Origin of the sequence: Pseudomonas sp. NFACC05-1 (genome assembly GCF_900100135.1) — a bacterium.
Classification (GTDB): domain Bacteria; phylum Pseudomonadota; class Gammaproteobacteria; order Pseudomonadales; family Pseudomonadaceae; genus Aquipseudomonas; species Aquipseudomonas fluorescens_Q.
In genome coordinates this window covers 196251-219895 of sequence record NZ_FMTR01000006.1, presented here as the reverse complement: position 1 = coordinate 219895, position 23645 = coordinate 196251, and the positions used below count along the sequence as shown (strand labels likewise).

General features: G+C 59.6%; 25 protein-coding genes. 10 read left to right on the top strand and 15 right to left on the bottom strand.

Annotated features, from left to right (window positions below):
• Nucleotides 1–24 precede the first annotated feature (24 nt).
• Nucleotides 25–369, bottom strand: a complete 345-nt coding sequence (locus tag BLO97_RS12445; protein ID WP_072344588.1) for a DUF3565 domain-containing protein — start codon at nucleotides 367–369, stop codon at nucleotides 25–27.
• Here BLO97_RS12445 and BLO97_RS12440 point away from each other — a divergent pair.
• The 3 genes from BLO97_RS12440 (at nucleotide 338) to BLO97_RS12430 (ending at nucleotide 2781) form a co-directional block, all read left to right on the top strand.
• A complete protein-coding gene (locus BLO97_RS12440; protein ID WP_003205467.1) occupies nucleotides 338–823 on the top strand; it encodes an FKBP-type peptidyl-prolyl cis-trans isomerase in 486 nt (161 codons plus the stop codon). The genes BLO97_RS12445 and BLO97_RS12440 overlap by 32 nt on opposite strands.
• Nucleotides 824–944: 121 nt before the next feature.
• On the top strand, nucleotides 945–1427 hold the full coding sequence (locus BLO97_RS12435; RefSeq protein WP_072344396.1) for a glutathione peroxidase: 483 nt from the start codon (nucleotides 945–947) through the stop codon (nucleotides 1425–1427).
• Between the two features lie 250 nt (nucleotides 1428–1677).
• The gene (locus BLO97_RS12430) at nucleotides 1678–2781 is read left to right on the top strand and encodes an NADH:flavin oxidoreductase (protein WP_092346052.1); all 1104 of its coding nucleotides are present in this window, start codon (nucleotides 1678–1680) and stop codon (nucleotides 2779–2781) included.
• A 138-nt stretch (nucleotides 2782–2919) separates the two neighbouring features.
• Here BLO97_RS12430 and BLO97_RS12425 read toward each other — a convergent pair whose 3' ends face one another.
• Both BLO97_RS12425 and cysZ read right to left on the bottom strand, forming a co-directional pair.
• Nucleotides 2920–4119, bottom strand: coding sequence for a glycosyltransferase family 4 protein (locus BLO97_RS12425; RefSeq protein WP_092346050.1), 1200 nt, complete (start codon nucleotides 4117–4119; stop codon nucleotides 2920–2922).
• A 40-nt stretch (nucleotides 4120–4159) separates the two neighbouring features.
• Entirely contained in the window at nucleotides 4160–4915 is a 756-nt protein-coding gene (gene cysZ / locus BLO97_RS12420) for a sulfate transporter CysZ (RefSeq protein WP_063324418.1), read from the bottom strand.
• A 310-nt stretch (nucleotides 4916–5225) separates the two neighbouring features.
• On the opposite strand from cysZ, the gene trxB reads away from it, so the two are divergent.
• On the top strand, nucleotides 5226–6188 hold the full coding sequence (trxB, locus tag BLO97_RS12415) for a thioredoxin-disulfide reductase (RefSeq protein ID WP_030139882.1): 963 nt from the start codon (nucleotides 5226–5228) through the stop codon (nucleotides 6186–6188).
• A 175-nt stretch (nucleotides 6189–6363) separates the two neighbouring features.
• On the opposite strand, the gene BLO97_RS12410 is transcribed toward trxB, so the two are convergent.
• From BLO97_RS12410 to BLO97_RS12380, 7 genes are all read right to left on the bottom strand, one after another.
• Complete coding sequence (locus tag BLO97_RS12410) at nucleotides 6364–7614, bottom strand: 2-aminoadipate transaminase (protein ID WP_092346048.1); 1251 nt, start codon at nucleotides 7612–7614, stop codon at nucleotides 6364–6366.
• 298 nt (nucleotides 7615–7912) lie between these two features.
• Nucleotides 7913–8251, bottom strand: a complete 339-nt coding sequence (locus BLO97_RS12405) for a HopJ type III effector protein (RefSeq protein ID WP_175456253.1) — start codon at nucleotides 8249–8251, stop codon at nucleotides 7913–7915.
• On the bottom strand, nucleotides 8244–8540 hold the full coding sequence (locus BLO97_RS12400; RefSeq protein ID WP_063324421.1) for a DUF1244 domain-containing protein: 297 nt from the start codon (nucleotides 8538–8540) through the stop codon (nucleotides 8244–8246). Before BLO97_RS12400 ends, BLO97_RS12405 begins: the two co-directional genes overlap by 8 nt.
• Nucleotides 8541–8639: 99 nt before the next feature.
• Nucleotides 8640–9020, bottom strand: coding sequence for a dihydroneopterin triphosphate 2'-epimerase (folX, locus tag BLO97_RS12395; RefSeq protein WP_063324422.1), 381 nt, complete (start codon nucleotides 9018–9020; stop codon nucleotides 8640–8642).
• Entirely contained in the window at nucleotides 9021–9581 is a 561-nt protein-coding gene (folE, locus tag BLO97_RS12390) for a GTP cyclohydrolase I FolE (protein ID WP_092149361.1), read from the bottom strand.
• Between the two features lie 20 nt (nucleotides 9582–9601).
• Nucleotides 9602–10312 (bottom strand): dihydromonapterin reductase, encoded by a 711-nt coding sequence (gene folM / locus BLO97_RS12385; RefSeq protein ID WP_092149364.1) that lies wholly within the window; start codon nucleotides 10310–10312, stop codon nucleotides 9602–9604.
• Between the two features lie 249 nt (nucleotides 10313–10561).
• Nucleotides 10562–11131 carry an antibiotic biosynthesis monooxygenase gene (locus tag BLO97_RS12380; protein WP_092149367.1) on the bottom strand — a complete coding sequence of 190 codons (570 nt, stop codon included), beginning with the start codon at nucleotides 11129–11131 and terminating at the stop codon, nucleotides 10562–10564.
• Between the two features lie 221 nt (nucleotides 11132–11352).
• On the opposite strand from BLO97_RS12380, the gene BLO97_RS12375 reads away from it, so the two are divergent.
• A complete protein-coding gene (locus BLO97_RS12375) occupies nucleotides 11353–12312 on the top strand; it encodes a MerR family transcriptional regulator (protein ID WP_092223760.1) in 960 nt (319 codons plus the stop codon).
• Nucleotides 12313–12473: 161 nt separating this feature from the next.
• Here the strand turns inward: BLO97_RS12375 and BLO97_RS12370 are convergent, their stop codons facing one another.
• A complete protein-coding gene (locus tag BLO97_RS12370) occupies nucleotides 12474–13079 on the bottom strand; it encodes a hypothetical protein (protein ID WP_092149373.1) in 606 nt (201 codons plus the stop codon).
• Between the two features lie 54 nt (nucleotides 13080–13133).
• On the bottom strand, nucleotides 13134–13607 hold the full coding sequence (locus BLO97_RS12365) for a PAS domain-containing protein (RefSeq protein WP_063324428.1): 474 nt from the start codon (nucleotides 13605–13607) through the stop codon (nucleotides 13134–13136).
• Between the two features lie 153 nt (nucleotides 13608–13760).
• Here BLO97_RS12365 and BLO97_RS12360 point away from each other — a divergent pair, with 153 nt between their 5' ends.
• The 4 genes from BLO97_RS12360 (at nucleotide 13761) to BLO97_RS12345 (ending at nucleotide 17210) form a co-directional block, all read left to right on the top strand.
• Nucleotides 13761–14216: a flavodoxin gene (locus BLO97_RS12360; protein ID WP_063324429.1), complete on the top strand. Its 456-nt coding sequence runs from the start codon at nucleotides 13761–13763 to the stop codon at nucleotides 14214–14216.
• Nucleotides 14217–14352: 136 nt separating this feature from the next.
• Nucleotides 14353–15135 (top strand): class II aldolase/adducin family protein, encoded by a 783-nt coding sequence (locus tag BLO97_RS12355; RefSeq protein ID WP_063324430.1) that lies wholly within the window; start codon nucleotides 14353–14355, stop codon nucleotides 15133–15135.
• Nucleotides 15135–16037, top strand: coding sequence for an alpha/beta fold hydrolase (locus BLO97_RS12350; RefSeq protein ID WP_063324431.1), 903 nt, complete (start codon nucleotides 15135–15137; stop codon nucleotides 16035–16037). Before BLO97_RS12355 ends, BLO97_RS12350 begins: the two co-directional genes overlap by 1 nt.
• A gap of 261 nt (nucleotides 16038–16298) precedes the next feature.
• Nucleotides 16299–17210, top strand: a complete 912-nt coding sequence (locus BLO97_RS12345) for an SDR family oxidoreductase (RefSeq protein ID WP_092149376.1) — start codon at nucleotides 16299–16301, stop codon at nucleotides 17208–17210.
• Between the two features lie 106 nt (nucleotides 17211–17316).
• On the opposite strand, the gene BLO97_RS12340 is transcribed toward BLO97_RS12345, so the two are convergent.
• From BLO97_RS12340 to BLO97_RS12330, 3 genes are all read right to left on the bottom strand, one after another.
• Nucleotides 17317–18099: an ATP-grasp domain-containing protein gene (locus BLO97_RS12340; protein WP_092346046.1), complete on the bottom strand. Its 783-nt coding sequence runs from the start codon at nucleotides 18097–18099 to the stop codon at nucleotides 17317–17319.
• 124 nt (nucleotides 18100–18223) lie between these two features.
• Nucleotides 18224–18475 (bottom strand): bacteriocin immunity protein, encoded by a 252-nt coding sequence (locus BLO97_RS12335; RefSeq protein WP_092149382.1) that lies wholly within the window; start codon nucleotides 18473–18475, stop codon nucleotides 18224–18226.
• Complete coding sequence (locus tag BLO97_RS12330; RefSeq protein ID WP_092149385.1) at nucleotides 18472–21216, bottom strand: S-type pyocin domain-containing protein; 2745 nt, start codon at nucleotides 21214–21216, stop codon at nucleotides 18472–18474. The genes BLO97_RS12335 and BLO97_RS12330 overlap by 4 nt, the downstream gene beginning before the upstream one ends.
• A 630-nt stretch (nucleotides 21217–21846) precedes the next feature.
• Here BLO97_RS12330 and BLO97_RS12325 point away from each other — a divergent pair.
• Nucleotides 21847–23640: a DUF1302 domain-containing protein gene (locus BLO97_RS12325; protein WP_092346044.1), complete on the top strand. Its 1794-nt coding sequence runs from the start codon at nucleotides 21847–21849 to the stop codon at nucleotides 23638–23640.
• Nucleotides 23641–23645: the final 5 nt, after the last annotated feature.

Below are 23645 nucleotides of genomic sequence, written 5' to 3'. Positions count from 1 at the left end.
TGACCTATGACTGGTCATCTACCATCAATTCCAGTCGCCAAGGTTATCGCTAACCGGGGCCTGTGCGCACCAGCCGCAGTCAAAGGGCTGGCCTATTTTTTCAATGCGCTGCGCAGGGTCCAGTACCCAGGCCCGGGACTGCCAGGGTGGCTGGTGGCGCAGGTGTTGGGTATGGCCACAGGAAAGCTCGGCCACCCAGTGCCCGTCCTCGTCCTGATGGAAGCCGGTGACCGTCGGTCTGTTCGGGCAAGTCCGTTTGTCCGGGTTCCGTTCGCTTTCGGGCAAATCCTTGTTTAGACTTGTCCGTTCTTCATTCTTATGCAAAAGGTCTCGCCCCATGCTGATCGCCGCCAATAAGGCTGTCTCCATCGACTATACCCTGACCAACGACGCTGGTGAGGTCATCGACAGCTCTGCCGGCGGCGCTCCGCTGGTCTACCTGCATGGCGCAGGCAACATCATCCAGGGCCTGGAAAAAGCCCTGGAAGGCAAAACGGTCGGTGACGACCTGAACGTTACCGTCGAGCCGGAAGACGCCTATGGCGAGTACTCCGCCGAACTGGTCAGCACCCTGAGCCGCAGCATGTTCGAAGGCGTTGATGAGCTGGAAGTGGGCATGCAGTTCCACGCTTCCGCCCCCGATGGCCAGATGCAGATCGTCACCATTCGCGACCTGGAAGGCGACGACGTCACCGTTGACGGCAACCACCCGTTGGCCGGCCAGCGTTTGAACTTCAAAGTCAAGATCGTCGACATCCGTGACGCCAGCCAAGAAGAAATTGCCCATGGTCACGTCCATGGCGAAGGCGGCCATCACCACTGATTTGTGCGCTACGCTCAAATGACCAGTGAACTGGAAAGGCGCCATACGGCGCCTTTTTAGTCGGTTGCTGTTAGCATCAACCATGGCTGTTTCGAAAAGATCCGCAAACCTGGAGTTCGTCATGAGTGCTTTCCACGACCTTAAACTCAAAGCCCTGGATGGTCAGGAGCTTGCTCTGGCGCCGTTCAAGGGGCAAGTCGTGCTGGTGGTCAACGTCGCCTCCAAATGTGGCCTGACGCCTCAATACGCGGCGCTGGAAAATCTCTATCAGCAATACAAGGCCAAGGGCTTCAGCGTGCTGGGCCTGCCCTGCAATCAGTTCGCCGGGCAGGAACCGGGAACCGAGCAGGAAATCCAGGACTTTTGCAGCCTCAACTACGGCGTGACGTTCCCGCTGTCCAGCAAACTGGACGTGAACGGCCATGATCGTCACCAGTTGTACCGCCTGCTGGCGGGCGAGGGGGCCGAGTTTCCCGGGGACATTACCTGGAACTTCGAAAAATTCCTGCTCGGCAAGGACGGCCGGGTGCTGGCGCGTTTCTCGCCGCGCACGGCGCCGGATGACCCCACGGTGATCCAGGCGATCGAAAAAGCGCTGGCTTGAAAGCCCGGCGCTGCCCCCTGTGGCGAGGGAGCTTGCTCCCGCTGGGCTGCGTAGCAGCCCTTCTCTTTGCGGTTGCTGCGCAACCGAGCGGGAGCAAGCTCCCTCGCCACAGGGTTTCATGGTTGAGCAAACACCGCTGCGATTCCTTTTAATCCTTAATCATTCCAATCAATAGTGCTACCCAGCACTCGGCACGGCACATATTATCGCCGTCATATCGACCTGCGACCTTGTCCCGTGGAGTGCCCCCATGCCTGTAAAAGCCCTGTTCAAACCCTTCCACCTCGGCACGCTCGAGCTGCCGACCCGCGTGGTGATGGCGCCGATGACCCGTTCCTTTTCGCCGGGCGGCGTGCCGAACAGCAAGGTGATCGAGTATTACCGTCGTCGTGCGGCGGCCGGGGTTGGCCTGATCATCACCGAGGGCACGACGGTGGGGCACAAGGCTTCCAACGGCTACCCGAACGTGCCGCATTTCTATGGTGACGCCGCGTTGGCCGGCTGGAAAAAAGTGGTTGATGCGGTACACGCCGAAGGCGGCAAGATCGTTCCACAGCTGTGGCATGTGGGCAGTGTGCGACGCATCGGCACCGAGCCGGACGCCAGCGTGCCGGGCTATGGCCCGAGCGAAAAGCTCAAGGACGGCCAGGTGGTGGTCCACGGCATGACCCAGGCGGACATTGATGAGGTTATCGCTGCGTTCGCCCAGGCGGCAAAAGACGCTCAAAGCATCGGCATGGACGGGGTGGAAATCCACGGCGCCCACGGCTACCTGGTGGACCAGTTCTTCTGGGAAGGCAGCAACCAGCGCACCGACGGTTACGGCGGCAGCCTGGCCAACCGTTCGCGCTTTGCGATCGAATTGATTCGTGCCGTGCGCGCGGCGGTGGGCGAAGGTTTCCCGATCATTTTCCGCTTCTCCCAATGGAAACAGCAGGACTACACCGCGCGTCTGGTGCAGACCCCTGAAGCCCTGGGCGAATTCCTCAAGCCATTGTCCGAGGCGGGCGTGGATATTTTCCACTGCTCGACACGGCGCTTCTGGGAGCCGGAGTTCGAAGGCTCCGAGCTGAACCTGGCCGGCTGGACCCGCAAGCTCACCGGCAAGCCCACCATCACCGTCGGCAGCGTCGGCCTGGACGGCGAGTTCCTGCAGTTCATGGTCAACACCGACAAAGTCGCGCAACCGGCGAGCCTGGAGAAATTGCTGGAGCGCCTGAATAACGAGGAGTTCGACCTGGTGGCGGTGGGGCGTGCGCTGCTGGTGGATCCGGACTGGGCACAAAAAGTGCGCGAAGGACGGGAGCAGGAGATCTTGCCGTTCAGTCGCGAGGCGTTGATGAGCCTGGTTTAAGCGGCGCCTGATCTGACGCTATCGCGAGCAAGCTCGCTCCCACATTTTGATCTTCAGCGAACATGAGTCTGGTGTTCGACAAAGATCCCCTGTGGGAGAGAGCTTGCTCGCGATGGCGATTTCAATATTGCCGAAGACTCAGCGCACTGTCGGCGCAGCGGGTATCACTGATTCGCCGACACAAACCCCACGCAACTGCGCCTCGAATTGTTCGATCACCGCCGCCCAACCTTGGCGACTGGCATGTTGGCGCGCATTGAGCCTCACGCAACGCAAGGCCTCGCGCTCTTGCAGCAGCCAACGGGCCCCCTCACAGAACGCTTCTTCATCCCCCGGCATTGCCAGCACACCGTTGTACCCATGGCGAATGTGCTGCGCGGCGGCGGCCTGGTCATAGGCCACCACGCCCAGCCCGGACGCCAGCGCCTCCAGCACCACGTTGCCGAAGGTTTCGGTCAGGCTCGGAAAGACAAACACATCCCCGGACGCATAGTGGCTGGCCAGCGCCTCACCGCGTTGCGAGCCGCAAAAGATCGCTTCGGGCAATTCCTGTTCCAGCTCGGACCGCTGCGGGCCGTCGCCGACCACCACCAGCTTCATCCGTCGCTCCGGGAAAGCGCTGCACAGCGTGTCGAAACTGCGCTTGAGCAGCCCCAGGTTTTTTTCCGGTGCCAAGCGTCCGACATGGAGCACGGCGATGTCGTCGTCGCCCAGGCCCCACGCTTGGCGCAGGTTCGACGAGCGCTTGACCGGGTGAAACAGTTGACTGTCCACGCCGCGGGACAACAACGCCACGCGCTCGAAATGTCGTCGCTCCAGTTCCAGGCGCTGGCTGAGGCTGGGCACCAGGGTCAGGCTGGAGCGGTTGTGGAACCAGCGCAGGTAATGGGTGAGTACGCGACTCAACAGCCCAAGGCCGTACTGCTGGGTGTATTGCTGGAAGTTGGTGTGGAAGCCGCTGACCACCGAGATACCCAGGCGTCGGGCTGCGCGCAGGGCCGACAGACCCAGCGGTCCTTCCGTGGCGATGTACAGCACGTCCGGACGATGGCGTTTCCAGCGTCTGAGCAGTTTGTGCATCGACGCCTGGCCCCACTGCAAACCCGGATAGCCCGGCAGCGGCCAGCCCCGGCACAGCAGCAACTGCTCGTCACTGGCCTGGCGTTGGTCGTCGACCTGGCGCGGTCGTATCAGCTCGACTTGATGCCCGCGGGCGAGCAGGCCGTCGTACAGGCGGCCCAGGGTATTGGCCACGCCATTGATTTCCGGCGGGAAGGTTTCGGTGATCAGGGTAATGTGCAGAGGTGTGGTCATGACCCCAGTGTCGACCGGGGCCATTTCGTCATTGTGACGCCAGGATGATGGATTTGTGACGGGCTCAGCCCTGGCGGGCCAACGCGGTCTCGGCACCTTGCTCACGGACCCAGAACAACGTCGCGCCGGCCACCGCTGCCGGCATCATCAGGATGTTCACCACCGGGATCAGCAACACCAGGTACACGCTGCCGCCAAAGCCCAGGCTCTGCCAGCGCTTTTCCCGCAGCCAGGCGAGCATTTCGTTCCAGCCCAGCTTGTGGTTGTCCGCCGGGTAGTCGATGTACTGGATCGCCATCATCCACACGCCGAACAGCAGCCACAGCGGTGCCGCCACCAGGTTGACCACGGGGATGAACGACAGCACGAACAACCCCAGGGCGCGGGGCAGGAAATAGCCGAGCTTGCGCGCTTCCCGGCCAAGGGTCCGCGGGATCATGGCAATCAACTCGGCCCAACTGAAGGCCGGGAAGTCGTCGGTGCCACGGATGACCACTTCGACTTTTTCCGCGAGAAAGCCGTTGAACGGGGCGGCGATGACGTTGGCGAGCATGGTGAAGGTGAAAAACACCATCAGCACGACGAGCACCACGAACAAGGGCCAGAGGACATAGCTGAGGAAACTGAGCCAGTCCGGCAGCGACGGCATCAGCGTATCGACCCACAGGCTGAACTGGTGGCCGGCCAGGTAAATCAATCCGACGAACAGCACCAGGTTTATCGCCAGGGGCAAGAGTACAAACAAGCGCAGGCCCGGGCTCAAGACCAGCTTGAGGCCCTCTCGCAAATATTGCGGGCCGGACAGGACGGGGGCGGGCATAGGTGGCTCCGAGCGAAGGTGAACGCGCCGACCTTACCGGCTTTGCCCCGCCCGGGAAAGCGGCGACATGGCGTGTAACAACGTTTCTTGAGGCGAAGGCGCCTATTGAAAGGGCCGCGGGGGATAGAGCTCACCTATGAGCTGGATTGTTAATCCGTATTTCCTTAATCTTCGCTCCCTCGATACGCTGCACCCATTCTTTTCCAGGACTGTCGAACCCAAGCCTTCCCCAAGTGCGTCAACGGTCCTTTTTATTCACGCCGCTCACCCGGCGTTCCGGCCCGCAAGGTCCGGTCAACAGGAGCAGGTCATGTCTGAAGTGCGTCATTCGCGAGTGATTATTCTCGGTTCCGGCCCTGCCGGTTACAGCGCTGCGGTTTATGCGGCCCGTGCCAACCTCAAGCCACTGCTGATCACCGGCATGCAGGCCGGCGGTCAATTGACCACCACCACCGAAGTCGATAACTGGCCGGGCGATGTCCATGGCCTGACCGGCCCGGCCTTGATGGAGCGCATGAAGGAACACGCCGAGCGCTTCGAGACCGAGATCGTTTTCGACCACATCAATGCCGTGGACTTCGCCGCCAAGCCATACACCCTGACTGGCGACAGCGCGACCTACACCTGCGATGCCTTGATCATTGCCACCGGTGCCAGCGCTCGTTACCTGGGCCTGCCGTCGGAAGAAACCTTCATGGGCAAAGGCGTTTCCGCCTGCGCCACTTGCGACGGTTTCTTCTACCGCAACAAGCCTGTGGCGGTGGTCGGTGGCGGCAACACCGCGGTCGAGGAAGCGCTGTACCTGGCCAACATCGCCAGCACGGTCACTCTGATCCACCGTCGCGAAACCTTCCGCGCCGAGAAGATCCTGATCGACAAGCTCAACGCCCGCGTCGCCGAAGGCAAGATCATCCTCAAGCTCAACGCGACCCTGGACGAAGTGCTGGGTGACAACATGGGCGTGACCGGTGCCCGCCTGAAGAACAACGACGGCAGCTTCGACGAGATCAAGGTTGACGGCGTCTTCATCGCCATCGGCCATACCCCGAACACCTCGCTGTTCGAAGGCCAGCTGGAACTCAAGGACGGCTACCTGGTGGTCAAGGGCGGCCGCGACGGCAACGCCACCGCCACCAGCGTCGAAGGCATCTTCGCGGCCGGCGACGTGGCCGACCACGTCTACCGCCAGGCGATCACCTCGGCCGGCGCCGGTTGCATGGCAGCCCTGGACACCGAGCGCTACCTGGATGGCTTGCAGAACGCTTCGTTCTGATCCATCAGGCATTAAAAAACCGGCTTCGGCCGGTTTTTTAATGGGGGGATGTTTATCAGTGGTCTCCTGTGGGAGCTGAGCTTGCTCGCGATCGCGGTGGGTCATGTGCAGTCATTTTTGAATGTGCCGCCGTCATCGCGAGCAAGCTCGGCTCCCACAGGGTGAGTGGGGATGTCTAGACCAGCTTCGCCAGGCACGCCTCCAGAATATCCAAGCCTTCCCCCAACACGTTCGGCTCGGTCGTCAATGGCGCCAGCAGCCGCACGATGTGTCGCGACTTGCCACTGGGCATCAGCAACAAGCCCGATTCCCGCGCCAGGGCCAGCAGTTGCGTCAATTGTGCCGAAGCCGGGGTGCCGTCGGCGTGGGTCAGCTCGATGCCGCGCATCGTGCCGACGCCGGTCAGGCGGCCCAGGTAGGGCGTCAGCCCACGGTTGCGCCAGGATTGGTAGCGGCTGACGATTGCCTCCTCCTGTTGCGAGCCCCAGGCATGCAGGTTGGCGTCGGTCATTTCATCCAGGGTCGCCAGGGCGGCGGCGCAGGCGATGGGGTTGCCCGAGTAGGTGCCGCCCAGGCCGCCCTTGGGCAGGTTGTCCAGCAGCGCCTTGCGTCCCACCACCGCGCCCAAGGGCACGCCGCCGGCAATGCTTTTACCGAGCAGGACCAAGTCAGGCTCGATGCCGAGCCGTGAGAAGGCAAAGCGCTGGCCGGTGCGACCGAAGCCGGACTGGATCTCATCGACGATCAGCACAATGCCCTTGTCGTCGCAGAACTGCCGCAGGGCCTGGGCGAAGGGCACATCCATCGCCAGGAAGCCGGCTTCGCCCTGCACCGGTTCGACAATGAAACAGGCCACGTCATTCACGTCGATTTCGACGCTGAACAGCCGCTCCATGGCCTTCAAGGCTTCTTCGCGGGTGACACCGTTGTCCTTGCTGGGGTACGGCAGGTGATACACCGGCCCGGGCAGTACGCCGACTTTCTGCTTGTAAGGCGCGACCTTGCCGTTGAGGTTGAGGGTCGCCAGGGTGCGGCCGTGAAAGGCGCCATCAAACGCAATCACGGCGGTACGGCCCGTGGCGCCGCGTACGATCTTCAAGGCGTTCTCTGCTGCCTCGGCGCCGCTGTTGGTGAGCATGCCGCTGACCGGATAATCCACCGGGACAAACGCCGCCAGCCGTTCCATCAATTCAATGTACGGCGTATGGGGGGCGGCATTGAATGCGTAATGGGTCAACCGGGTGGCCTGTTCACGGATCGCCTCGACGATGCGCGGATGGCAATGGCCGAGGTTCAACACACCGATGCCGCCGACGAAATCGATGTAGCGTTTACCGTCGGTGTCCCAGACCTCGGCATTCTTGCCGTGGCTGAGGCTGACGGGATGCACGATGGAGATCGATTGGCTGATGGTTTCGCTGCTCATGGAAGACGGCCCGGACGATGGAGAAATTTCCGTTATCTAAGCCGCGAGCAGAGGGGCCCGGCAAACGAAATAAAGTTGCCGGGTCAATCTTAAAAGTCGGGATGTGGTGAGGCGCCGCTCACTTGGACTCAGCCTGTGGCGAGGGAGCTTGCTCCCGCTGGGGCGCGAAGCGGCCCCCCAAACCTGGCAACGCGGTGTGTCAGGCAAATTGAGTTTGACTGTTTGGGTCTGCTGCGCAGCCCAGCGGGAGCAAGCTCCCTCGCCACAACAGCGGACCTCGTCGTAATGGAAGGGGCGATCAGCGCCGTTGCAGCGGTGGCGCCTCGAACTTCACCCCGGCCAACCCATGCACCATCAGCGCACGGATATTGCCGTGATCACTGCCTTCGGGTGTGGCCAGCACCGAACGGTAGTGTTCGCCAAACGCCAGCAGCGCTTCTTCATCGCTCAAGCCCTCAAGCAGCGCCAGGCCCAGCGTCTTGCAGGATCCTTCGTTCTGCCCGGCGGCGTTTTGCACGCCGCCGTTGTTGAAGGCCTGGGGCTGGTAGTCGTAACCGGCGGCGATAAAGGCCAGGGTGTCGGCGAAGGCATGTTCGCCGCTTTTGAGACGGGTACGCAGGGTATTGAGATCAGGCATCGGGTTTTCCTTTGGCGAACGCCGCTTGTTGTTCGGCGCTGGCTTCTTTCTGGTATTGGGCTTTCCACTCGGCGTACGGCATGCCGTAGACCACTTCGCGGGCGTCATCGAGGCTGACCTCGATCTGGCGTTCATCGGCGGCGGCCTTGTACCACTTGGACAGGCAGTTGCGGCAGAAGCCGGCGAGGTTCATCAGGTCGATGTTCTGCACATCCTTGCGGCTGTCCAGGTGGGCAACCAGCCGACGGAAAGCGGCGGCTTCGAGTTCGAGGCGTTGTTGGTCGTTCATGGGGATCTCTGCGAGGCAGCTTCAAGGGGCGAGCTTCAAGCTGCAAGTTTGGATTTGCGGTGGTCAGGCTTGAAGCTTACCGCTTGAGGCTTGCAGCTGCTACGAAGTCGCCCGACTTGCTGCGAGCGTAATCGACACTGATTCTGCGAATCGCAAGGCGTGGGGTTTGTCGACTTCGACTTCGGCGTATTGCACCGACTCGTTGGTCATGACCAGGTCGAGCAATTCCTGGGTCAGGCGTTCGAGCAGGGCGAAGCGGTTGCCTTCCACGTGGGCGATGATCGCCTTGGTGATGGTGCGGTAGTTCAGCGCGTGGTCGATGTCGTTGTCGCGTACTGCTTCCTGGGCGGCGTAGAGGATGGTCAGGTTGATCAACACATCCTGCTTGTTGAGGATTTCATCTTCGTTGATGCCGATGAAGGTGCGCAGGCGCAGGTCCTTGACCTTGATGCGTGCCATGGCTGGCTGAAGTTGTGGCATTTACTTGCTCCGTCGAATCAATTGCAGGAACTCCTGGCGCGTGGTGCTGGAATCGCGAAAGACGCCGAGCATCACCGAGGTGTTCATGGTCGAGTTCTGTTTTTCGACACCGCGCATCATCATGCACATGTGCTGGGCCTCGATCACCACCGCCACGCCGGCGGCCTGGGTGACCTGCTGCACCGCGTCGGCGATTTGCCGGGTCAGGTTCTCCTGGATTTGCAGGCGGCGGGCGAACATGTCCACCAATCGGGCGATCTTCGACAGCCCCAGGACCTTGCCCGTAGGAATATAAGCCACATGGGCCTTGCCGATGAAGGGCAACAGGTGATGTTCGCAGAGTGAATAGAGTTCGATGTCGGCGACGATCACCATTTCATCGCTGTCAGAGGCGAACAGCGCGCCGTTGACGATCTGCTCGACGCTTTGTTCATAACCATGGCAGAGGTACTGCATGGCCTTGGCGGCACGGACCGGGGTATCGAGCAGACCCTCGCGTTCGGGGTTTTCCCCCAGGCCGATGAGGATCTCGCGATAGTTCTGGGGCAGGGATAGCGTCATGGTGCATCCTCGAAACAAGGCTATTTGACGTGCCGCCCGCCGTTGACGGTCAGGGTCGTGCCGGTGACATAAGGGTTGTCCAGCAGATAACGCAGGCTCTGGTAGATCACTTCGCTGCCGGGTTCGATGCCCAGTGCGGACTTGGCCAGGGCCTTGGCGCGGTAAGCTGCGTCGTCTTCGGGGTTGAACAGTAGCAGGGCCGGGGCGATGCCGTTGACCTTGATCGCCGGGGCGAACTTGGCCGCGAACGACAGGGTCAAGCTTTCCAGGCCGGCCTTGGTGGCGCAATAGGCGATATGCCGGGCGCTGCCCTTGCGGGTTACATCATCGCTGATGTGCACGATATCCGCCGGGGTTGAACGCCGCAGTAGCTCGGCGCCGTGCAGGTTGATCAGGTAAGGCGCCAGCATGTGCACGCCGAACATGGCGTTGAAGGCCGCGGCTTCGCAGCCCGGGCCCTCGGCCAGCCAGGCCGAGGCGTTGTGCACGATGGCCCGCAGCCGGTCGGTGTGCTGCTTGAGTTGCTCGATAAAGGCCAGGATCCCCGCTTCGCTGGAGAAGTCGGCAAACAGCATGACCGCGCCCAGGTCCCGCAACGTTTGCACGCCTGGACGTTCGGTCCGGTAGGTCGCGATCACCGGTTGCCCGTCTTCCAGCAATCGCCGGGCACAATGCAGGCCGACGCGCTGGGCTGCGCCAGTGATCAGGATCGGAGCGGTGGCGCTGGACATAGGACGGCTCGGTTCACGGCTAGAGCAAAACTATAACAGCGACGCAAGATTGCGACAGGCGAATCTGTGACAGCGTCGATCCGACGTGCTCGCGAAGAGGGTGCGCCAGCCGACATCAGCGTTAACGGATAAACCGCTTTCGCGAGCAAGCCCGCTTCCACAGAGGATTATCGTCGAACACAAATGATGTGAACGACACAAATCTACTGTGGGAGCGGGCTTGCTCGCGAAGGCGGCATCCCGGTTAAATCACTGATTCTGTGTAAAAGGCTTGGCCGGCAACGTCCGCTGTGGCGCGCCGTTGAGCCAGTTCGCCAGCAGATGGGTCGACATCGGAATAAACAGGTAGACCATCAGTGGCGTCAGGATCAGCGTACTGATAAACACGCGGCTCAACAGGCCCAGTTCGCCCAGCAGCGGCCCCAACAGGAAATTGAACAACAGCGAGACGGGAAAAAACGCCAGCCAGATGGCCACGGCCTGTTTCCAGCGTGGCGGACGCTGACCGGCCGCGCCGAACCAGCCATCGATGCCGCGCACGCGGTGTTCGGAGGGATGGGCAAACAGATCGCTGCCCCGTCCCAGCCACGCCGTGCGGGAGGCTGAGTGTTCCCAGGCGTGCAGCGTCTGCTCGTCGGCAAACCGGAAGATAATCTGGAATTCATCGTCCTGGGGCGGTGGCGCGAGCACGCCTGAGCCCAGGTAGCCGGGAAAATCGGTTGCCAATTGTTCGCCTTCGCGCAACCAGGCGATCAGATCCTGATAGCGTCCATGGGCGACGCGGCGGGCAACCATCAGGGTGACGGGTGAGGTAGACATTATGCATCTCCGTAAGACAGGCGCGGCACTCCGGGTAGGAGGTTCGCGGGGGACGCCCCCGGGGTGGTGGGCAGCGTCTGGTCGCCAAAAAACAGGCAAGGATTATTCCTGATTGTGCGTAAAACAACAAAAACGCACATCGAGTACGTTTGTCCTTGTCATGACATGTCCGGGGAGGGGTAAACTAGGATCCAATTTCCCAGCCGGAATTGTCTGCCAAAATGAGTGTAATCACAGAGGATGGCTTCGTTTTCCAGGCATCAGGCGCCTTCAGACGGGAAGACCTGTTTCCCATTCGCGAAGTCGCGCGCATGACCGGCGTTAACCCCGTGACCCTGCGTGCCTGGGAGCGGCGCTACGGTTTGATCCAACCTACCCGCACCGAAAGTGGGCATCGCCTGTACTCGTTGGGCGATATTGAAAAAGTGCGCAGCATCCTGGCTTGGATCGAGCGCGGGGTGGCCGTCAGCAAAGTGGGAAGGATCTTGGCGAAGACCGAGTCGGTGCAGCCGGTCTCCACGCTGATTTCATCCGATCAGGTCAGGGCCGATCATGCCCACTGGCAACAACAGGTGGCGGACGCGGTTAGCAACTTTGACGATGTGGAGCTTGATCGTGTCTATGGGCAGGTCTTTTCCACCTATACCGTGCCGATCGTCTTCCAGGACATCCTGATGCCGCTTTGGCGACAACTATTGCAACGCCAGCAGACGTTTGGGAAAACCAGCGAATGGGTGTTTCTTGATGGTTTCCTGCGTTCGCGCATCATCCAGCGGCTCTTGTTCAAGCGCGAAGGTACGTCGCCGCGTGTCCTGGCCTGCGCGATTGCCGATCATTGCCATGAACTGGAGTTGCTGGTCACGGGGCTTTTCCTGTCCAAGGCGGAAGTGGGCGTCAGGCTGTTGTCGATCGGCCTTCCGTTCGAGGAACTGACCCTGGTGTGCCAGAAGATCCAGCCGGTGGCATTGGTGCTGGTTTCCAATCATGCGCCGGCTCCAGACTTGCCCAAGCGCCTGGGTAAATTGGCAATGAGCCTGGATTGTCCTTTGATGCTGGCCGGTGATGCATCCGATCTGGCACAGGAGAGCCTGGTTGGATCGCCGGTCGGTTGCCTGGGGAATGAGGGGACAGTGATGCGCCAGCGCCTGCGTCAATTTCTGGCAGGCAACCTGGATACCTGAATGGAGTGTCCTGTATCGCAAGTACTGTTCCTTTTTGACGGCGTCTGTTGCCGTCATGCTGCGTTGCCGCTCCTCGCCATAGCGGGCTATGACTCGTCGCGGCGTCTTGCCTGACGACACCAGCCACCCGTCAAAAAGAAACGTGTTTGCGAAACAGGATACTAGAGGTGCATGGTCGGATGGGTCAGGCGATGTTGCTGCAGGATGTACTGGCGCAGGCGCTCGGTCTCGTCCTGGTCATTCTGGCTCAGGTGGTAGGCAAACAGGCCGCGATCGGTTTCCCGTTCGAAGCTGCCTCGCAGCGAAATTCTCTCGTAGCCTGATGGGCTGAACCACAAGGCAAACTGCTTCGGCGGTTTGGTCCGACTGCGGTTTTCCAGCAGTACGCCCTTGCAGGATACTTCGTGGACCCACAGCGGTCCCGGCTGACCCTTGATGTTTTCCAGCGCCACCGGCTCTTCGAGCGCCAGGCGCCATGGGCGTATTTTCGGTCCGTCCTCGTAGATGCTTGGCACACCCAAGCGCAGGTGCATCGCATGGAATTCGTCTTCCACCAGATGCAGCGGAAAGGTCATTTGTTGGTTTTCGAAATTGGCTTGCAACGTAACCTGCTCATTTGCCGCCAGACGTGTCAGCAAGTCACGGATCTGCGACCCACCGTTTACCAGCAAGCTCGACGTGACATCCCGCTCGTTCAACTGCGGGTTGTGTTGCATGGTCCGGATGAAATCCAGTTCATCCTGCGTCAGGAGGGCATCGCGCTGCATGATCTGCTCGAAATGATAATTTACGTGTTCACTGGTGATTGTAGTGACTGACCATTAATTCGTGGTTTTGTTTGAACCGTCCGTCGCTTCGAGTCGGGCAATTGTCTGCCGCGCTTCGGCCAGTTCCTTTTCCAGCTGGGCGACGCGTTGTTGAGCCTTGACCTGGGTCGTGACGTCTTTTTGCACACCCACGAAATAGGTATGCCCGTCAGCCTGGTTTTTTACCGTGGACAGTGACAACTCATTCCAGAACGGCGTGCCGTCCTTGCGGTAGTTGCGCAGCACCTCACGACAGGTACCGCCCTCTTTCAAGGCTTTGCGAATGGGCTCCAGCGAGGGCTGGTCCCGATCACCCGATTGCAGGAACCGGCAATCCTGATAGAGGATTTCGTCGCGGTGATAACCGGTCAATCGTTCGAAGGCCGGGTTCACGTAGATCAGGATATTGTCTTCACCTTCTTTTTCGGCGATGACAATCCCATCGTTCGAAGCATTGATGACCAGTTGCATCAGTTGAGCGTTGATCATGGGGAGAACCCTTTGAACATCCTTGTAGAAGCAGCATTCTAAAAGAAATCGATAGGCTGTCCACTGGCCATTAGGGCCGTTGAGAGCCATTCGCAGCCTGACAGGTGCAACTGTTACTATCCTGGCTCTTTTTTCAGGTTCAGGATCAGATCGATGAAAGTCGCCATTCTTTCCGGCTCAGTGTATGGCACCGCCGAAGAAGTCGCCCGGCACGCCGCCAAACTGCTTCGCGAGGCAGGCTTTGAATCCTGGCACGACCCTCGTGCGACCCTGGCGGATGTGCAGGCATTCGCACCGCAGGCCGTGCTGGCAGTGACTTCCACGACCGGCATGGGTGAGTTGCCGGACAATTTGATGCCGTTGTATTCGGTCATCCGCGACCAGTTGCCCGGGTTCTTTCGCGGTTTGCCTGGCGCGGTGATCGGCCTGGGCGACGCCAGCTACGGGGATACCTTCTGCGCCGGTGGCGAGCAGATGTGCGAGCTGTTCGTCGAATTGGGCGTACGTGAGGTGCTGCCGATGCTGCGTCTGGATGCCAGCGAGAGCGTCACGCCGGAAACCGACGCCGAGCCATGGCTTGCTGAGTTGATTGACACGTTGCGCCCTTGAAGCGGATGCGCTGACTCGTTCGGCCAGTAAGCTGGCTGCGAACGCAACTACCGCCTCTGAAAGAGCTGACTAGACTGATTTTCTTGCGTACGACGTTTCGATCGAAACATATAACAAGAAACCAGAGGTCAGAGCCGTGAGCGTAGCGCCCGTCCAAACGACACTCAGCATCAAAGATCAGGTCAGTGCGGCCGAATGGCAAACCCGGGTGGACCTTGCCGCCTGTTATCGGCTTGTTGCGCTGCACGGTTGGGATGACCTGATCTTCACCCATATTTCCGCAAAGGTTCCCGGTACCGAGGATTTCCTGATCAACCCGTTCGGGATGATGTTCCATGAAATCACCGCCTCGAGCCTGGTCAAGGTCGATCAGGCCGGCAACAAGTTGATGGACAGCCCCTACGAGATCAACCCGGCCGGCTACACCATCCACAGCGCGGTGCATGAGGTACGCCATGATGTGGCCTGTGTGCTGCACACCCACACCGCTGCTGGCGTGGCGGTATCGGCCCAGAAACAGGGGGTGCTGCCGATCAGCCAGCAATCGCTGTTCGTGCTGTCGAGCCTGGCCTATCACGCCTACGAAGGTGTGGCCTTGAATCACGAAGAAAAGGCTCGCCTGCAGGCGGACCTGGGCGAGAGCAACTTCCTGATGCTGCACAACCATGGCTTGCTGACCTGCGGCGGTACCATCGCCGATACCTTCCTGATGATGTTCACCTTTCAGCGGGCCTGTGACATCCAGGTCCTGGCGCAGAGCGGCGGGGCCGAGCTGATTGCCATCGAGCCGCAGATCCTGGCTGGCGCCCGGGCGATGATCGCCGGGGTGACCAAAAGCGCCCAGGGCATGGGCGGCGCGTTGGCCTGGCCGGCGTTGTTACGCAAGCTCGATCAGCAAGACGCCGGGTATCGAAGCTGATGCCCCTGGCCCAGATTCCCCTGCGTATCTGGCGCCAGCGCAGCCAGATCTTCATGTTCCGAGGTCATGCCATCCGTTACTGGGTGGCCGGGCAGGGCGAGCCGCTGCTGCTGATCCACGGGTTCCCCACAGCCAGTTGGGATTGGCATTACCTGTGGCAACCGTTGGCGCAACGTTACCGGGTGATCGCGTGTGACATGCTCGGTTTCGGCGACTCCGCCAAACCGACGGATCACGTCTACAGCCTGCTGGAGCAAGCCGATCTGCAACAGGCCCTGCTCGCGCACCTGAATGTGAGGGGCGCGCTGCATGTGTTGGCCCACGATTACGGTGATAGCGTGGCCCAGGAACTGCTGGCGCGGCATTACGAAGCGCGCATCCATCTCGCCAGTTGCGTCTTTCTCAATGGCGGCCTGTTCCCGGAAACTCACCGCCCAGTCTGGGCCCAGAAACTTTTGCTCAGCCCCCTGGGGTGGCTGCTGGGGCGGGCGTTCTCCCGGGAAAGCCTGGTCAGCAGCTTTCGGCAGATTTTCGGCCCCCGGACCACCCCCACTGAAAGCGAGCTGGATGATTTCTGGAGTCTGGTAGAAGCCCATCGTGGTCCGCGGATCATGCACAAGCTCATTGCCTATATTCCCGAACGCCGTGTGCAGCGGGATCGCTGGGTGCAGGCGATGCAGCGCGGCGACGTGCCGTTGCGGGTGATTGACGGCGCGGTCGACCCGATTTCCGGAGAACACATGGTGGCGCGCTACGAGGCCCTGATCCCGAGCCCGGACACAGTGTTGTTGCCCGACATTGGTCATTACCCGCACACCGAGGCGCCGGTGCAGGTGCTCAAGCATTACCTGGCGTTTCGCGAAGCCATCGCCGCGCCGCACAGACAAATGGCCTGTTCATGACGATACCTTGTGGGAGCGAGCTTGCTCGCGAACGCGTCAGCACATCCAGCATCTATTCTGATTGAAAGACCGCTATCGCGAGCCTGCTCGCGATAGCGGTGCCTCTGCCAGCAGGAAAATCGAATAGGCCGCTGTGGCTTGGGCCCGCATCATCCCCTCACCTTATCGCCCACCATTCACTTGCAACCGTGTTGATTGTGACCGGTCGACTTGTGCCGGACACTCGTGCCCATTGTCCTGTCCGCCTGCTGGAGTTCTGCCATGAGTGAGTCTGTGCGCTTCGAAGATAAAGTCGTGATCGTCACGGGAGCTGGCGGGGGCCTGGGCCGCGCCCATGCGCTGCTGTTCGCCAAACAAGGCGCAAAAGTGCTGGTCAACGACCTTGGCGGCTCGGCTCAAGGGGAAGGGGCCAATGCCTCGGCAGCAGACCGGGTGGTCGCCGAAATCCGCGAGGCGGGCGGCATCGCCGAGGCCAACCACGACTCGGTGACCGATGGCGACAAGCTGGTACAAAATGCCCTCGACGCGTTCGGCCGGGTTGATGTGGTGGTCAACAACGCCGGGATCCTGCGGGACAAGACCTTTCACAAAATGGACGACGCCGATTGGGACCTGGTCTACCGCGTCCATGTCGAAGGCGCCTACAAAGTCACCCGCGCCGCATGGCCGCACCTGCGTGAACAGAATTATGGGCGGGTGATCTTCACCGCGTCCACGTCCGGCATCTACGGCAACTTCGGCCAATCCAACTACGGCATGGCCAAGCTTGGCCTGTATGGCCTGACCCGCACCCTGGCCATCGAGGGGCGCAAGAACAATATCCTGGTCAACGCCATCGCCCCCACCGGCGGCACGCGCATGACCGAAGGCCTGATCCCGCCGCAGGTATTCGAGCAACTCAAACCTGAACTCGTCAGCCCGCTGGTGGTGTACCTGGCCAGTGAAACCTGCCAGGAAACCTCCGGCCTGTTCGAAGTGGGCGGCGGCTGGATGGGCAAGGTGCGCTGGGAACGCAGCCTGGGGGCGGGCTTTGATCCGCGCAAAGGGTTTTCGCCCGAAGACGTCGCCGCCCATTGGCAGCAGATCTGCGACTTCGAGCATGCGGTGCACCCGAATGACAATCTGGAAGCCTTGAAAGAAATGATGGCGAACTTGCAACACCACGCCATTTAAGTCTCATTACCTGGGCCGGTTGTCGCCCGCTGCGGTAACCGTGCTCATGGAAAATATTTTTGCACCAGGGCCGCCAGGTTCGCGGCGGTCTCGATAGGGCACAGACCTATCCCGCACGGCTCAACATCCAGGCAAAGCGCGCGGCGGGCCACTCCTTGCGGTCTGATACCTGCCCGTCGCCGAGCTCGACCACTCGCAGCACACCGTCTGACCTGAGTACTACGTCGACCGAAAAAAAAGGACTGTCGATCAGCCGTGCGCACTCGGTCACCAACTCAGGAATCTCATCGGTGACGCCGTAGGCCTGCCCTTGGAGTACAAAATAACGACGCTCGGTTTCTTCAAGGTATTCCTCTCGTCGTCTGACGCAGATACCGCCCTCAATCTGCCCCCGGTATTGGCGCATCTCTTCAACAAGCGGTGCTATGCCTTCGGGAGTGTCCACTAGACTGCCACCACCGGTGTTAAGTGACTTTACGTAGTCCTTGATGAAGTAGCCTGGCCATTGCAGGTCTTCGAGCGCTTGAACGAAGTTTGCATCGCTGTCCAGCACCACCGTTTCGCTCGTATAGGCAGTCAACAACGGATACCACTGTGGCAGGTGATGACAGTGTCGGTATTGCGTGGCGTTGGTGACTTCAATGACGCCTTTTTCACGCAGTTGGTTAACCAAAGCAGCATAAGCGTCGGGTGTCAGCATCCACCCGCGGTACAAAATCGAGTCTCCGGGCGTGAGGGACGCAGAAGTCTTGAAAAGGCCCGCTTCGAAATCTTCAAAAGAGAACAGCACAGTCCTCAGTCCCGCAGTCATTACCGCTTCGTACTCTTCAGCGTACTGCTCGTCAGGACGTTTTTTATAAAATGGGTCGCTAGGATAGAGGAGGTGCATTGCTTCTTACCGATGAGGAGTGGATGGTCAAAATGCTGCTGGGTTCGGTACATCATGACGCCGGAGTCGAGAGACCCCTGCTGCCGATTATTCAGCAGCAAGGGGCGTTCAAATATCTGGAGCGTCAGGGTTGCTTGAAGCCTGGTTTACCGTTGGCTGCACGCCAGTTTTTTATCTCGTCGACTATCGCCTCAGAGCTTTCCTTGCCAGGCTCTGGATAAAATAGAAGATCTGATCCTGCGGGGTGCTCTGAGATACGCTTGAAATCCAAGACTGCGTTGTTATGTGCTTTTTCAGAAGGAAAATTTCCTTCTGAAATTTTTATTATGAAGGCGAGAAATTCTTTTTCAGTTATTTCGGTTATCGATTTCTTCATTGTTTGTGCTCTCTATGAATTTCAATATGTCTTTTAGGGGTGGCGAGAGTGATATTGTCAATGTCGTAAACTCCACCATTTAAAGAAATGTATTGTTTATGGTGAAGCTCATATTTGGTTCGTGCGCCAATCTGTTCAGTCTCCTTGGTATAGGCAGAACGACCTTTTTTCATTTCTACTAGATTACGTGAATTAAATTGTTGCGAAAGTATAGGATCGCCAGCGACGGCTTTCCAAAAAGCCTCCCGAAACTTCCTGAAACGCCTAAACTCCTTTCCCCTCAACTGATCCGCAATCTGCGACGGAATGGGTGCCCCTTCACCTTTCGATGCTGCATCCGTCCACACGCCTGAAACCGGAGCCCCCATTCCCAGCGCAACCCCAGGGTCTTCCCGTCGATCCCTGAACATGACGTACAGAGGCGGCAGGCCTGAGTCGATTGGGAAAACGAAAACATAATCATCGAAGCTGTTTGCGGTTATTTCGGGAAACGGATCGATCCTTCCCTCTATGGGCGTTACCGATGCGCCTGTATAAACAGGCGGGGCGGGCGGCTCGGCGGGAAGGGCCGTGGAGCTGTTTCCGGGTTGAACGACCGGCGTCCACGTCAAGGTTCTGGGTGGGGTTTGTTCAGTTGTAGCGATGTAGAGGTTCTGTTGTGCGTTATAGGTAACCGGCACCACTCTGGTTTTTGACGGGTGGGTTACACCGTCGGTGTTGATCACGAGGATTTCGGATTGACCATCCACGGTTGCTTGAGAAGTGAGGCGTACCGGCAAGTCAACGAATCCGTCGGCCGCCGCGATTGCATGCAAGTCGTGGTGATGTGTCGGTGCGAGCTCCGAGAGTGGCGTGCTGAACGCATATCGCTCGGGTAATTCACCGTTTGCCAGCTTGGGTGAATAGAGCAGCGCCGCAAAACCCGCCAAGGTCGGCGCTGCCACTGCGGTAAGCGATTCGACAGCCATGGCGACTGCGGCTCGTAGCGCGGCCTGGATGGCCAAGGTCGCTTCCGAACTTATGGCCAGGCTACTGCCGACAAGCGTGAACACCGGACCGGCTGCGGCCGCCGCGCCCGGTATAGGATAGGCGCGGCCCGCCAGGACTTGTTCCAGTGCTTGTGCCTGGGCTACGCCTAGGATCTCGGCTTCGGCTGCCTTGCGTGCCTCTTCCGTGGAAGCCCATTCAGAAGAGTTGTTAAAGACGGTATAGATGGGCGGAATACCCGACTCAACCGGGAACACCGTGACGAACCCACTACCAAAATCGTAATCCTCCAGCTCCGGATCCTTATCGACCCCTCTGGTTATGGCCCAGGGGGTTCCGCCCTCATAGAGGTCGATCTTCGGCACGATCGATGGCAGTGTCGTGGATGCATCCGTCTCTTTTACGATAGGCGTCCAGGTCATCAAGGTGGATGAGCCATCTGGACTGTAGGATTTGTAGACGTTGCTGTGAGGGTCGAGTGTTGCAAGCCTGACCGGCACGCTGGAGGGCACCGATGTTCCGTCGGCACTCGCGACGACGAACATCATCTCGTCGTCGGTGGTCATGGAACCCAGCACCACCGGGAGATTGACCTCTCCCTTCGATGTTGCGACTGCCAGCAAATCATCGGTGTTGGCTGGAGCTAGTTCTGACAGCGGAACACTCAGGGCGTAGCGTTCTTCGTTGCCCAGCTCCGACGGGTCAATCAGTGACGCAAACCATGCAACAGTGGGTAATGCCGTTGCGGTAACTGTTTTTAGGATCGCCGAAACCGCGGTGCGTAACTCATCCGTGATGCCCGAGGCGGTCACCCGGTTGGGGGCGAAGGTCCCACCTGCGATTGTAAATACTGGGCCGGCGGCTGCGGCGGAGCCCGATACTGGAAATGTACGGGTAGCCCGGGCTGGTTGACGTGCCTTTTTGACTTCTGCCTGACGCCTCGCTTCCTCCGCCTCCAGTTCTTCAGCAGCGGCCCACCTTTCGGCCTCCCATAAGGCCATGGCGGCATCGTGGGCTTGTTTAGCAGCTACTGTTGCGGCAATCCGTGCAATCCGTGCTTGTTCTTCAGCCGCGCGTTTAGCCTCGGCTTCGGCGGCCTTGCGCGCCTGTTCCTGAGCCACGCGTTTGGCTTCAGCTTGAGCCTTTGCCCGAGCCTCCGCGGCTGCTTTTGCGTTTGCCTGGGCAATGGCTTTGTTGTGTGCGGTTAAGCGAGCATCCAATAGCTTGATCTGCTCAGCCAGGAATTTTGCCTCGTACGCCGCAGCATAAGAAACATTCCACTTGGAAATTGCGTTGTAGTAAGCCCTTTCACCTCCACGACGGCCAATGAGCTCGAACCCCTTATAACGAGCGTCTTGAGTTTTGTGAGTCAGTGGATCATGACCATAATAAAGATTGGCTATCGCTATGTGTTCTTGATGATCTTTTCTCGCTTTGAACAGTTGTAGCTTGAGTGTTCGTAATTCAATTTCGGCTGCATCGGTTCCACGAGGGACCACCGCAGCAACGGCTGCTCTTGTTTTGGCGAGTTCGGCGTTGGTTATATGAGTGATATTCCTGACATTTTCTTTGAAGAGCTCTTCGGTAGAAGTGTTGCTTTCATCTAGCCAATCAAGAGCATAATCAACGGCATCGTATGCACGATCAGAGTGGTCTGGGCCTGACACGCGCCTTGCGTTAAACCCAAACCCGTCAGGTGACGAAGGCGTGCGAGGTATACCTCTATTTACAAGTAGATTTTTTTCTTGCTGCATATCGAGTTCCTTTCGAATCGAATCTGAATAGCCATGCCGTGATTCAATACGTGCAGTCGTTCATGGCTATTTGCGTAGTCACCCATCCTGGGCGACCAAGGAAACTATAAGTTCGTTCTCTTAAAACAGGCAGGTGAGCCTTTCCGACAACAACGTAGGAAACAAGAAGTTTTAACTCGGAAATAGGCGCACATAAAAAAGGCCGCTGCAAAAAGCAGCGGCCTAAGCGTGACGTTGCAAAGGAGCTACAAACCAACGTCGGTAAACACGGGATGATGGACCGATACGCCAATCCATCCGAAGACGGTGTGCCAGGCATGAGGGATGCCATGAGGCTTGTGCTTGCAGGCCCGTTGCCCTGAAAGCCCGGCCAGCATAGGCATCGAGCCCCGCGGGAAACAGCCCGGATTCAGGCATGCACCGTTGCAGGGCGCGTAACAGTCGAAGGCTGGGCATGGGTATGCGCGGCGCTGATGACCCATCATCCAGTCCATCCATGCACGGCGCAAAGGCCTGCGCCGCATGGGCTGTAATCCTTTTTAGGTACAGTGCGAATACCTCCTTGGTGCGCTTATCGCCCCTGGCGTGCGGCAGTAGGGTGAAGCCTCTGTCACTCACCGGGGAAGACGCATGACAACAATAACAATGCGCGCCATCTTCAAGCCGCAGGCGCTGGCCGTCGCGGTGGCCTTGGGTTGCTGTGCCCAGGCGCAGGCCGTTTCATTCAACATTGGCGAGATCGAGGGTCAGTTCGATTCGTCGTTGTCCGTGGGCGCAAGCTGGGGCATGCGCGATGCCGACAACGACTTGGTTGGCACGGTCAACGGCGGTCGGGGCCAATCGTCCACCGGTGATGATGGGCGGCTGAATTTCAAGAAGGGCGAGACCTTTTCCAAAATCTTCAAAGGCCTGCACGACCTTGAACTCAAGTACGGCGATACCGGCGTGTTCGTGCGTGGCAAGTACTGGTATGACTTCGAACTCAAGGATGAAGGCCGCGAGTTCAAGGACATCAGCGACAGCAATCGCAAGGAAGGCGCCAAGTCCTCGGGGGCGCAGATTCTCGATGCATTCGTCTATCACAACTATTCCATCGCCGATTTGCCGGGCACCGTGCGCGCCGGCAAGCAGGTGGTCAGTTGGGGGGAAAGTACCTTCATCGGCAACTCGATCAACAGCATCAACCCGGTGGACGTGTCCGCGTTCCGTCGCCCTGGTGCGGAGATCAAGGAAGGCCTGATCCCCGTGAACATGCTGTTCGCCTCCCAGGGCCTGACCGACAAGCTCACCATCGAAGGCTTCTATCAGTTGGAGTGGGACCAGACCGTGGTGGATAACTGCGGCACGTTCTTCGGCAACGATGTGGTGGCCGATGGTTGCACCAGTGGCTACACGGTGGGCAGCCCGGCGATTGCGCCGTTCGTGCCATTGACCGAGGCATTCGGCCAGGGCATCCAGGTGTCCAGCGAAGGGGTGATCATTCCCCGTAGTGGCGACCGCGATGCCCGTGACTCCGGCCAGTGGGGTACCGCGTTGCGCTGGCTCGGCGATGATACCGAGTACGGCCTGTACTTCATGAATTACCACAGCCGCACGCCTACTGTTGGCACCATCACCGCAGGTTCCTCTACGCTGGCGGCCTTGCCGGGAATGATCTCGATTGCCAACATTCTGGCCCCAGGCAGCGGCAGCGGCCTGGCGCAAAGCGTCATGCTGGGACGCGGTCAGTATTACCTTGAATACCCGGAAGACATCCGCCTGTACGGTGCCAGTTTCTCCACGACGTTACCCACCGGCACCGCCTGGACCGGGGAAGTCAGCTACCGTCCCAACGCGCCGGTGCAGGTCAATACCAACGACCTGACCCTGGCGCTGCTCAACCCGATTGTCGGTGGCGCGGCCTCGCCCATCGCGACCTCGGCCGGGGCGGATAACACCGGCTACCGGCGCAAGGAAGTGACCCAGGTCCAGAGCACCCTGACGCACTTCTTCGATCAGGTGCTGGGGGCTGATCGCCTGACGCTGGTTGGCGAAGCGGCGGTCGTGCATGTCGGTGGCCTGGAGTCCAAGGACAAGCTGCGTTATGGCCGTGACTCGGTCTACGGCCAATACGGCTTCCAGGGCGACACCGATGGTTTCGTCACCTCGACATCATGGGGCTATCGCGCCCGGGCCATCCTCGATTACTCCAACGTGATCGGCGGGGTGAACTTCAAGCCCAACATGTCCTGGTCCCACGACGTGGCCGGCTATGGCCCCAACGGTCTGTTCAACGAAGGCGCCAAGGCCATCAGCGTTGGTGTCGATGCCGACTACCGCAACACCTACACCGCCAGCCTGAGCTACACCGACTTTTTTGGCGGCGATTACAACGTTCTCGAAGACCGCGACTTCCTCGCGTTGAGCTTCGGCGTGAACTTCTGATCTGG